11 protein-coding genes are annotated in these 12,160 nt (G+C 32.6%); 1 reads left to right on the top strand and 10 read right to left on the bottom strand.

Translation table 11 applies throughout. The annotated features are described in order from the left end of the window. Positions 1 to 24: 24 nt before the first annotated feature. The 9 genes from SA378_RS07935 to SA378_RS07895 form a co-directional block, all read right to left on the bottom strand. Positions 25 to 744 carry a LytTR family DNA-binding domain-containing protein gene (locus tag SA378_RS07935; RefSeq protein ID WP_318525451.1) on the bottom strand — a complete coding sequence of 240 codons (720 nt, stop codon included), beginning with the start codon at positions 742 to 744 and terminating at the stop codon, positions 25 to 27. 24 nt (positions 745 to 768) lie between these two features. Further along, complete coding sequence (locus SA378_RS07930) at positions 769 to 1,656, bottom strand: GGDEF domain-containing protein (RefSeq protein ID WP_318525450.1); 888 nt, start codon at positions 1,654 to 1,656, stop codon at positions 769 to 771. Positions 1,657 to 1,690: 34 nt separating this feature from the next. Then, a complete protein-coding gene (locus SA378_RS07925; RefSeq protein ID WP_318525449.1) occupies positions 1,691 to 2,350 on the bottom strand; it encodes a RecX family transcriptional regulator in 660 nt (219 codons plus the stop codon). Between the two features lie 127 nt (positions 2,351 to 2,477). After that, positions 2,478 to 2,894 carry an acyl-CoA thioesterase gene (locus tag SA378_RS07920; protein WP_318525448.1) on the bottom strand — a complete coding sequence of 139 codons (417 nt, stop codon included), beginning with the start codon at positions 2,892 to 2,894 and terminating at the stop codon, positions 2,478 to 2,480. Between the two features lie 21 nt (positions 2,895 to 2,915). Next, positions 2,916 to 3,827, bottom strand: coding sequence for a protein translocase subunit SecF (secF, locus tag SA378_RS07915; RefSeq protein WP_318525447.1), 912 nt, complete (start codon positions 3,825 to 3,827; stop codon positions 2,916 to 2,918). Beyond that, positions 3,827 to 5,086, bottom strand: a complete 1,260-nt coding sequence (gene secD, locus SA378_RS07910) for a protein translocase subunit SecD (protein WP_318525446.1) — start codon at positions 5,084 to 5,086, stop codon at positions 3,827 to 3,829. Before secD ends, secF begins: the two co-directional genes overlap by 1 nt. 453 nt (positions 5,087 to 5,539) lie before the next feature. Further along, entirely contained in the window at positions 5,540 to 5,662 is a 123-nt protein-coding gene (locus SA378_RS07905; RefSeq protein WP_318525445.1) for an OadG-related small transporter subunit, read from the bottom strand. Positions 5,663 to 5,671: 9 nt separating this feature from the next. Further along, the gene (locus SA378_RS07900; protein WP_318525444.1) at positions 5,672 to 6,811 is read right to left on the bottom strand and encodes a sodium ion-translocating decarboxylase subunit beta; all 1,140 of its coding nucleotides are present in this window, start codon (positions 6,809 to 6,811) and stop codon (positions 5,672 to 5,674) included. A 210-nt stretch (positions 6,812 to 7,021) separates the two neighbouring features. Next, on the bottom strand, positions 7,022 to 9,169 hold the full coding sequence (locus SA378_RS07895) for a DNA topoisomerase 3 (RefSeq protein WP_318525443.1): 2,148 nt from the start codon (positions 9,167 to 9,169) through the stop codon (positions 7,022 to 7,024). Positions 9,170 to 9,356: 187 nt separating this feature from the next. Between SA378_RS07895 and SA378_RS07890 the strand changes: the two genes are divergently transcribed. Further along, positions 9,357 to 10,421, top strand: a complete 1,065-nt coding sequence (locus SA378_RS07890; RefSeq protein WP_318525442.1) for an ATPase — start codon at positions 9,357 to 9,359, stop codon at positions 10,419 to 10,421. Between the two features lie 189 nt (positions 10,422 to 10,610). Here the strand turns inward: SA378_RS07890 and uvrA are convergent. After that, positions 10,611 to 12,160 (bottom strand): excinuclease ABC subunit UvrA (uvrA, locus tag SA378_RS07885; RefSeq protein WP_318525441.1); only part of this gene is annotated, 1,550 nt, incomplete at its 5' end.

The following is a 12,160-nucleotide window of genomic DNA, read 5'->3' as shown; positions in this document are numbered from 1 at the left end:
ATAAACTATAATTACTTATATTCACTATATATCATCCCCCTCATGTTTTAATTGCAACTTCCGAACCTCTGCTCTTTTTGACTGGCTGATGGGCAATACATGTGAATTGGTCATAATAAGCTTATCATAATAAAACTCTGCCACATGATAATAGTTAACCAAGTATGACTTGTGAGTAAAGAAAAACTTATGTAGTTCTAGTTGTGAATGTATTTCAGATAAATTACTGTAAAATATAATTTCATCTGTTGTTGTAATCATCTTAACCTGGCGGTTATCACTTTCAAAATATATTATGTCTTTTATTTCTTTTCTAGAGAAATTATGTCCCTGCTTATATTTGAAATAAACATCCAACTTATTTAAAAGCTCCATGGCTTTATCTATCATTTTGATGACTTTTATATCATCAACAGGCTTTATTAAAAAATTTAGAGGCCTAACTTCAAAGAGTTCCATGGCATAATTTTCTTTTGAAAATATATACACTATCTGTATAGATTCGTTTTTAATTTCCTCTCTAATCCTTTTGCCTAACTCAATGCCATTCAATTTGTTTAATTCAATATCCAGAAAAACCATATCAAGACTATTACCAATTTTTAAATATTTATATAGTTCCTCACCTGAATAAAAAATATCAACTTCAATTTTTCCCGAAATTGATTTGCCATAATTTAATATAATACTTTCAATTTCAGAACAAATAATACACTCATCATCACATATTCCAATTCGAAACATCATTTTCACCTAGCATTCACTTTTTTATGACAGCAAAATTCCCTTTCCCATTGATTGAGCTTTACTTAATAGTAATTCAGCATTTTCCATTAATTCTTCCAGTAATTCACCGCTGTATTCAAGCAATGCTCCACATATACTTATTCCATTGACTAAATTTAAGTCATATTTTTCAATTTCCATTTTAATCCTTCCAGCTGATATTTTTGCTATATCAATATCCATGTTGTTTAATAAAATAATAAATTTGTCATTTCCATATCTTCCAACAACATCGATTTTTCTGGCAACAGAACTCAATATATGCGCTACATCTTGAAGTAAAATATCTCCTGTATTTATTCCATGTTCTAGATTAATCTTATTAAAATCATCAATATCGATCAAAAGCAAACAAAAATTTACTCCTTCTTCTTTGTAACATAGTATGCTGTTTCTTATGCACTCTACCACAAACTGCAAGTTGTACAGTTTAGTAAGCACATCTTCATTTGCTCTTGCCTTTAATTCACTTCCCAAGTGCTTTATTTCTCTATCCTTTTCTAATAAAGTTCTTCTAAATGTCTTTTTATACGTCAAATCCTGAATTGCTATATAGAAGCAATCATCTTTATAACCAAAAATACTTAATCTCAAATATTTCTCAAATGTGGACACATATTGCTCAATAACTTTATGATTGTTAGTCATAGCGGCTTCGCTTAGTATTTTAGGCCAATCGAACAAAGAATTATGCATTCCCGGAAACAAAGCAGTAATTTTTTTATTTATTATATCGTATTCATTCATACCCATTATAGATTTAATTTGTTCATTTGACCAAAGAACTTCTAAATCTATTTTTCCTGATTTTTCTCTGATAATTTTGAATTTTATCAGTGCATCAGAAATATAATTTTTAAAAATCATCATAAGATTACCACCCCCGTTTTGTATTCCGAATACATCAGTATTCAAAATCACCAAATTCATCAAAATCATTTTTGTCAAATAACTTCGATATTACTTTTTTTACTGTACTGTATTCAAATCCTTTACTAATTAGATAATTCGCTAATTTCATCCTTCTTTTGCGAATATCTTCTTCCTTTATGGTGCGAAGTTTCTTTGCTCCAAGCAGACAAGCTCTTTCAATTTCATCGTCATCTGTTATTTCTTGGAGTTTCTCGTCAATTATCTGTTTATCAATACCCTTGTTATATAATGCTTCCTTAATTTTTCTTTTTCCGTCTTTTGAAATATTGATTTTATTGTTTATGAATGCTTCACTGTATGCTTCATCATCAATATACTTTTGCTGCTTCAGTTTAACAATTACATTTTCGATGAACTGTTCTTCATAACCCTTGTCCTTTATTTTTTGCATTAATTGTTTTTCACTTTTTGAGTTTCTTGACAACACTGAAATCGCATAATTGTATGCATTCATTTCTTCATCTGACTTTAATATTTCATTTATAAAATCATCTTCCAACTCCATATTTTTTGCCAAAGAGTATTTTATCATTATATTTAAGTCAATTCCAAAAGCATAATTGTCGTCTAAGTATATGCTGACCCTATCCTTGTTTTTTTTCTGGTACTCAATTTTGGTTATTTTTTTCATAAATACCTCTTACATGGATTTCTTATATTTTATCATAATAGTCGAATTTTATCAACTTTTGTAATTTAAAAAGATGAAATCAAATAATTGATTTCATCTTTATAAATCTTTCAAACTTTGTATCTTATTAAAGTTTTTTTGCTCGTTCTCTGATTTTCAGTTCCTCATCATCTTTTGCTTCATCCATTACTAGCCCATGAGAAATTTTATTTCCGTTTTCATCAACAGAAATAAATGTTATAAAACCTTCAATAGGTGTGATATGACTTAATTCCATATCCAGCCTTGTATGAACTACAATGCTTGAATTTCCCAATTTTGCAACCTTGCTTACAAATTTAACTATTTCTCCTTTTTTAATTGGAGTTTTAAATACAAAGCCATGAATATTTAGGCAAACTACTTTTTCAGGATCGCCCATAGTTGATGCTGCTGCAATAAAGGCTGATTCGACAAACCACTCAGCTGTTCTTCCTGCAAACAAAGTTCCATGATGATTTAAGTCTTCTGATTTAACTAATCTTGAACAAAAATATTCTTTCATTTATTCCTCCACAAATTATAGTTATTGTAATGCCTGTTGTTTCTTGTGCCACATAACCAGCATAGGACCTGCCAGGCATAATGTAGAATAGCATCCGCTAATAACTCCTATAAACATTGGAATCGCGAATATTTTTATTGAGTCAATGTTGTAGAAATATGCCAATAATAATATAACTAAAATGCTAACGCCCGTTGTAATACTTGTGTTGATTGATCTTGTCAATGTTTGATTTATGCTTGAATCAACCAAATCTTCAAAAGATTTCTTTTCATAATATGGTTTGTTCTCTCTGATACGGTCATATATTACAATGGTATCATTTATTGAATATCCTATTATAGTAAGTGTTACTGCAATAAAGGAATCATTTATAGGCATTTTGAATATAACAAATGTAAAGAACACTACGAGAATGTCATGAACCAATGCAATCAATCCTATTACACCTGCAGATAAACCTGAAATCTTTTTAAATCTAAACCTTACATAGATAATTATAAATAGAGCTGTAAGTGCTATTGCAATAATACCCTTAGTCAAAAATCTTTTACCTATAAAAGGTTCAACAACATTTGATTCTGATAATGTTAAATTAGAATCCGGAAATGTTTCTTTAAGGACAATGTCCAGTTTATCTTGTTCGCCTGCTGCAAGTCCTTCGTTGCCTGAAAGATTAAATACAATTTTCTTGCTGTGTGTTGCCAAATCTTCTGTCAACTGTACTTCCGTATTTCTGTTTAGAACTTCAGTTGCTTTGTCTGCAGCCAGTTCTGCATCTATTTCATCAGTATATGAATACTTGATAATTGCTCCGCCTTTGAACTGAATAGATAAATTTACACCATTTATAAACAAAGATATTATCCCAATAATCATAATAGCGGCAGAAATAGTAAAGAATATCTTTCTTTTCTCATAAAATTTAATCATTATTTTGCCTCCTTAACTTTTAAGCCATATAGGGATTTTTTCATAAATAAATCATTTGAACTCAGAGATTTAGTTATTATTCTTGATACTGTAACTCCTGATACGAAATTAAGAATACAACCTACCATAAGCGTATAACCAAATGAAAGCATTGAACCAGTTCCAAAAATCATCATAATTACTGCTGCTGCAATTGTTGTTATGTTTCCATCGAACACTGCAGAAAATGCTTTATGATATCCTGTATTAATGGAGTATCCCAATGATTTGTTAGCTGCAAGCTCTTCTCTTATTCTTTCTGAAATTATTACATTAGCATCAACGCCCATACCTATAGACAATATTATACCTGCAATACCTGTCAATGTAAGTGTAACTTGCGGTATTGAAAGTGCAAGCATCTGCACTGAAACTTGAAGCAGCAATGCAAAACATGCAACTAATCCCAGCAATTTGTAATAAAACAGCATGAATAAACAAACAAATACAAATGCAATCAAACCTGCTTTTATCATTACATCAAGTGCACCCGAACCCAATGTAGGTGATATTGTGCTATGATTTTTTGATACAAGCGAAAATGGAAGAGCTCCTGAATTTATTTTATCTGACAATGCTTTTGCTTCCTCAGTGCTTTGCATATTTGTTATTACTGCATTTCCTCCTGTAATTTTTTGTGTTACAGATGGTGCTGATATTAAAGTTTCATCCATATAAATGGATATTCTCTGATTAATGAGTCTTTCAGTTGCGTCTGCAAACAATTCTGCTCCCTCGCTATTAAAAACCAAGGTTACAACCGGCTTCCCATCATCAAGCTGTACGACACTTTCTTTGACATCTTTTCCTTCTACAATAATATTTCCTTCCGGATCTCTGAATGTAAGTTTAGCTGTTTCTCCAAGCTCTGCAATGGCTGCTTGAGGATTGAAATCTGTCTCTCCTGATTTCCACGGAAATCTTACTATTATCTGTCCGTTGTTGTTGTCTACTGTAATCTCCCTGTCCAGAATATTTTGAGCATCCATTCTCGTTTCCATTATAACTCTTGCTGACTCAAGTTCACTTGCTGTTGGCACTCTGTCGAGGTTAGACGGTTCGAAAACTGCTTCTACTCCACCTCTTATATCTATTCCAAATCTTATATCCTTCATTCCTTTAATTTGCACAGGACCTGCACTAATACCAAAAATTGCAGTTAAAACAATACCTATGATTAAAAATATAATAAGGATATAAACATGTTTATTCGTTCTCATTTTTTCCTCCTGATTTTATAATTTATGATTGCTTATGAATTCGAAATACATCTTTTTTTACCGTCCTTTTTGTTGCTGAAAAACACAATAAATACACTGTAACAAAAAATGAACACTTTATTTATTGTTACAGTGTATTTTAATTTATAGATATTAGCCGATAAACTTATATTTGATAAAATATATGTTTTGTATAAATTGAATGAGAAAATATTGCTTGATTTACACAATTGCAAATTTTCATTGTTAATAGCTGCCTCAACCTCGAATATACTTAAATTTTCTATGTATAGAGGATAATTGTCTGAATTATTCTGACTGTCGCAATTTGCATTATTATAATTTATATATTGAAAAACAAAAATCGAGGCAATAATGACTACAAGCATTACAACTGCAAATTGTTTTTTATTTAATAATTTCATTTCAGTCATCCTTCCCCGATTATATAACTTATTTATTGTTGCTTAATTTTAACATTAAATTTACTGCTGCATATATAATGATTATTACAAAAAATATTGCACCCATTCCCATACCCATAAGTTTTAAGGAATTTATTACATCTGTTCTCATACTATCCTCCTACATTAATAATCCGGGCACAAGACCGATTATTACACCACCTGCTATAACTGATGCAATTTGTCCTGATACATTTGCACCTACTGCGTGCATGAGCAAATGATTTTGTGAGTCAGCTTCAAGTCCCATTTTTTGTATAACTCTTGATGACATAGGAAATGCAGAAATACCTGCCGCTCCAACCATTGGATTTATTTTCTCTTTTAAGAACAAGTTCAGAAACTTAGCAAATAATGCTCCTGCAATAGTATCAAAGACAAATGCTAAAAGACCAAGCCCCATAATAAGCAATGTATCCAATTTTACAAAGTATTCTGCTTTCATGCTTGCTGAAATAGTCAAGCCTAAAAGCAACGTAATTAAATTCACCAAGTCTTTTTGAGCTGTTTCAGATAGTGATCTTAGCACGCCGCATTCTCTGATAAGATTACCAAACATTAAAAATCCTACAAGTGAAATGGAAGCTGGAGCTACAAGCCCTGCTATTAATGTTACAACTATAGGAAACAACAGTCGTGTCATTCTTGAAACACTTTTAGGATTATATTTCATCCTGATTTTTCTATCTTTTTCTGTTGTGCAAAGTTTGATTGCAAAAGGTTGTATTATGGGCACCAATGCCATATAAGAATATGCCGCCACCGCTATTGGTCCAATATAATTGCTTTTTAAAACTTGTGAAACTAAAATTGATGTTGGTCCGTCAGCAGCTCCTATTATACCTATTGCTGCTCCATCAGTCAACGAAAATCCCATTATAGTTGCAACCGTTACTGTAGCAAAAATTCCAAATTGTGCTGCCGCTCCAAAAAGTAAAAGCCTTGGATTAGATAAAAGAGGTCCGAAATCTATCATTGCTCCTATACCTATAAACAACAGCAAAGGCATCATTTCAGATGATTCGATTCCAACTTCAAACAACCAGTCTATTATTCCTGTAACTTCACCTATTCCTGCCAAAGTCTGATTTAATACACCCGACATTGGTATATTTACCAAAATCGCTCCAAACCCCATCGGCAGCAAAAGTGACGGTTCTAATTGTTTGGCAATTGCTAAATATATTAAAGTTGCGCCTATAATCCACATTAATATTTGCTGCCAAGTGACTTGAGTTATACCTTCGATTAAAAATTCCATTTTCTGCTCCTTTTTGTTTGTTCTTGTGTATTTTATTATAAATGGCATTAATAAGCAATTATACATAATACGCAAAATTATTCATTTATTCCACAATCCATATATAATTGTTGATTTTCACCCAAAATCATACTGTATGCTCCGTCAAACACTCATTTTCTTATGTTTTTTTCCACGAATATTTTAAAGTATACTTCATTGCAAGACATGTTAGTTTTCCTGCATTTTCAGTTCTTCAGGCTCACTTTCAAATTCATAACTGACTCTGTATCCATTGTCTACCAATTTCATAATCAAATTCAATTCTTGTCCGTCTTTTGTTGCTTTCACCTTTGTTTGTTTGTTTTTTAAAAGCTGTGATACATTTTCTTTAGATAAAATTATTCCTTTTTCCTGAAGAATTTTATCTTCTTTCCAAATTGTAAATTTGCAAGAAGGAAAATTTTTATATCCTGTACAAAAAAAGTTTTTTTTGCTTTCATAAATTTCTCTTCCGCATCGAGGGCAAATGCCAATGCTGTCTCTTTTACTTTTACCGCCTGTGCTTTCAAAATTAACATGTTTTGTTGAACTAGTTTTCCCTTCTTTTATAATTTCAGCAACATATTTCTTAATATTTACTATAAAATCTTTTGAAGAAGCTTCTTTTTTTGCTATTTTCCCCAGTTCACTTTCCCATTCACCTGTCAAGTCAGGTTTTTTCAATTTTTCAGGTACTATTTCAATAAGCTGAATTCCATTTTGAGTGGGGACTAAATTTTTCTTGTTTCTTTTAATATACCCTACTGATATGAGTTTTTCTATAATTCCTGCTCTTGTAGCAGGAGTGCCTAAACCTATTGATTTCATTTCTTCTCTTAGCTTTTCATCTTCTATCTGTTTTCCTGCTGTTTCCATGGCTGTAAGCAGAGTTGCTTCTGTATATTGCTTTGGAGGGGATGTTTTTTTCGTAAGCACTTTAATTTCCTTAGGTGTGAGTTTATCATCAACTCTTAAATTTACAGTAATTTCTTTGTCTTCTGCATCTTCCTTGACTTTACCGAGCATTATATCTTCTACCTCTTTCCACCCAGGTATTACTACTTTTTTGCCTCTTGCTCTAAATTTTTCATTTTCTATTTTCAATTCTATATCAGTTTGATCATATTCCTGCTTTCTGTCCAATACAGCTATAAATCTTGCAACAATCAATCTTAAGATGTTTGCTTCTCTTTCAGGAAGCTTAACTGATGAAACGTTTTTGATATTTGGCGTAATGATTATTGCATGATGGTCTGTTACTTTTGAATCGTCAATAACTCTTTTGTCCGCATTTATTTTTTGTTTTATTACTTTGTCTACGCAGTATTCCGAGCCTTTCCACCCATCTTTAATATTTTGAAGTAAGGCAGGCAGCTTTGTTTTCATGTCCTTTGTAAGGTATCTGGAATCAGTTCTTGGATATGTTGCAAGCTTGTATTTTTCGTATAGACTTTGTGCGGCATCTAAAGTCTGCTCCGCAGAATAGCCATATCGCCTGTTGCCATCCCTTTGCAATTCTGTCAAGTCGTATAAAAGCGGTCTCTCCACAGTTGCTCTCTTCGTCTGAAGTTTTGTTACCGTACCTTCTTTGTTTTGACACTTGCTTGCAATTTCTTCTGCCTTTTCTAATTTATCTATTCTTGTTCCATTTTTATTAAACCAGGTGGCTGTAAACATTTCACAGTCTGCTGAAACTTCATAAAATGGCTGAGAAACAAAGTCATCAATTTCTTTTTGCCTAGACACTATAAGAGAAAGAGTTGGTGTCTGAACTCTTCCGATTGTAAGCATTTGATTGTATTTTACTGTAAAAAGCCTCGTAGCATTAATTCCTACAAGCCAGTCTGCTTCCGAACGTGATTTTGCAGACTGATATAGACTGAAATATTCCTTATTGTCTTTTAGTTCATTAAACCCTTCAGATATGGCTTCATCTGTCATGCTGCTTATCCATAGCCTTTTTACCGTCTTACTGCAACCTGCATTTACATACACATATCCAAATATAAGTTGCCCTTCTCGCCCTGCATCGGTTGCACATATTATTTCATCTATGCTGTCATCCAGCATGAGTGTTTTCACTGTTTCGTATTGTTTTTCCGTGGAAGGATTGACCATGTATTTGAACTGTCTTGGAAAAATAGGCAAATCATTTACATTCCAACTTTTATATTTGGGATTATATTCTTCCGGATAGGAAAGCTGAATTAAATGGCCCACGCACCATGTTATTTTGTAATCTTGGTTTTCCATGAAGCCGTCTCTTAAACGTTTTATGTTTAAAACCCTGGCAATATCCTTTGCCACAGATGGTTTTTCTGTAACTATCAATTTCATACTATTCTTCCTTTTTTAACGCTTTGCGCAGTAATTATATCATACAAAAGTGTATTTGTCCTTATTTATTTGCAAAGTGCAGAAAACGGAACATTATCTCAGTTAGTATTTATTCATAAATTATTTTTAACAACATTTATTTTTTTTCATATAATACAACGATACTTCAAGTATAGGGGGAATTCATTTGAAAGAAAAGCATGTTTTCGCAGGCAATAACACTTCTAAAGGATTTTACAGCTATTTTGACAACCTGATTAAAACAGATGAAGCAAAACACATTTATATATTAAAAGGAGGACCTGGAGTTGGAAAAAGTACTTTCATGAAAAAAATAGCTGCAAAAATGCTGGAAAAAGGATATTTTGTTGAATATATTCATTGCTCAAGCGACAATGAAAGTTTAGATGGAATTGTCATTCCTGAATTAAATATCGCTTTTGTTGATGGAACAGCACCTCACACAATAGATCCTGTAATTCCGGGAGCAGTTGATGAAATTGTAAATCTTGGTATTTATTTAGACAGTTATCAGCTGGAAAAACACAAATCTAAAATAATTCAATTGTTACAAAAAATCTCTAGTCTTTATAGAAGCGCCTTCAGATATCTGGAAGCAGCCGGCATTATATCAGAAGAAATTAATTCCATATACGATGAGTATGTTGACTTACAAAAATTCAATGATATCTCAAATCAAGCAATCAATAAATTGTTTGACGGAAGTTCTTACAGCACAAAAACAGGTAATATGAGAAAGTTGTTTTCCGAATCGTTCACTGCAAGCGGCTACATCAATTATACACCATCATTGTGCCAAGAAAGAAAAGTATGGGCAATAGTTGGAGAAAACACAAATTACACTTCAAAGTTGTTGGGTTTCATTGCAGATGAAGCTCTAAAAAGAGGATATGACGCAGAATGTTACTACAAACCATTAAAGCCTGAAAAGATGCAGCATATTTTAATACCTGAAATGAACCTTATGATTATAAGTTCAGAAAATAACATGAACATAAATTATGATGAAGTTTTTGATTTGCATCTTATTATTGATTCCGAAAATTTAAAGAGCCGCATTACTGAAATAGAAAACAATCTGAATTTATATGATTCGCTAATTAAAACTGCACTAGAGAAACTCTATGACACTAAAAAGTTGCATGATCTTCTTGAAGTTTTTTATGTTAACAGCATGAACTTCAAGGGTACAGATGAATGCTTTGAAAATATATTGTCCCAGCTTACATAAAATTCAGAAAATATTTATGGTTAGTCATTATTGTAACCCAACTTGATGACAAAGTTTAATTTTCGACCTTGTCATTCTGAGATGTAGTCGAAGAATCTCATCTTTTGAATATTTTAAGAGATCCTTCACTACGTTCAGGATGACATAACCGGGTTTGTCAACAGTCTAGGGATTGCGTAGTAAATCTTTTTATTTAGTTGTTTTCATTATCTTCTTAAGATATTGTCCTGTATAAGATGCTTTTACTTTTACAATTTCTTCCGGTGTGCCTTGTGCTACTATGGTTCCACCGCCGTCGCCGCCTTCCGGACCCAAGTCGATAATGTAATCGGCCGTTTTAATGACATCCAAATTATGTTCGATGACTATAACTGAATTGCCTATTTCTACAAGTCTGTCCAACACTTCTGTAAGCATGTGAATGTCTGCTATGTGAAGGCCTGTTGTGGGTTCATCAAGCACATACAAAGTATTCCCTGTTCCTTTTTTGCTGAGTTCATATGCAAGTTTAATGCGCTGAGCTTCTCCTCCGGACAATTCCGTTGAGGGCTGCCCCAGCTTTATGTAACCCAGGCCAACATCCTGCATGGTTTTTATTTTATTGTATATTTTAGGTATATTTTCAAAAAATTCTAAAGCTTCATCTATGGTCATATCAAGAACTTCAGAAATATTTTTGCCTTTGTACTTAACTTCAAGAGTTTCTCTGTTATAGCGCTTGCCTTTACAAACTTCGCATGGTACATAAACGTCCGGCAAAAAATGCATTTCAATTTTTAAAATTCCATCTCCGTGGCATGCTTCGCATCTGCCTCCCTTAACATTAAAACTGAATCTTCCTTTTTGATAGCCTCTTTCCTTGGCTTCAATTGTCATGGCAAATACATCTCTTATATAATCAAACACACCTGTATATGTGGCAGGATTTGATCTTGGTGTTCTTCCGATAGGAGACTGATCAATGGTAATTATTTTATCCACTTGTTCAACTCCAAGCATTTCATCGTATTGACCAGGACGATTGCTGTTTTTAAATAATATTTGATGCAGTCCTTTAGACAATATTTCATTTATTAAAGTAGACTTGCCTGAACCTGAAACGCCTGTTATGCAACACATTAAGCCCAGAGGAATTTTTACATCAATATTTTTTAAATTGTTTTCTCTGGCACCTTTAATTTCTATAAATTTATCGGACGTTCTTCTCGTTTCAGGAACTTCTATTTTCTTTTTGCCACTTAAATATTGACCTGTAATTGAATTTTCATTGTTCTTTATATCATCAAATGTTCCATATGCAACTACTTCTCCTCCATGAACTCCTGCTCCGGGGCCAATGTCAAGAATATAATCTGCATTTTCCATTGTTTCTTCGTCATGCTCCACAACAATCAGAGTATTACCTAAATCCGTAAGGTTTCGCAATGTTTTAATAAGCATTGAATTATCTCTTTGATGAAGTCCAATGCTTGGCTCATCTAAAACATATAGAACACCAACTAAACTTGAACCTATTTGTGTAGCAAGTCTGATGCGCTGTGATTCCCCGCCGGATAATGTACCTGCATTTCTTTCCAGAGTGAGGTAACTAAGTCCTACATCAGATAAAAATTGAAGCCTTGAATTAATTTCTTTTATAATCTGACTGCCTATTATTTTGTTTTTCGGGCTTAATTCCAGTTCATTTAAAAATTTTATCATTTTTACAACTGAAAGTTTAGTCACTTCATAAATATTTT

It is taken from the genome of Sedimentibacter sp., from assembly GCF_033447055.1.
In the GTDB taxonomy this organism is placed as follows: domain Bacteria; phylum Bacillota; class Clostridia; order Tissierellales; family Sedimentibacteraceae; genus Sedimentibacter.
Note: the sequence above shows the minus strand (reverse complement) of the source record. Positions and strands in the feature narration are given on the sequence as shown.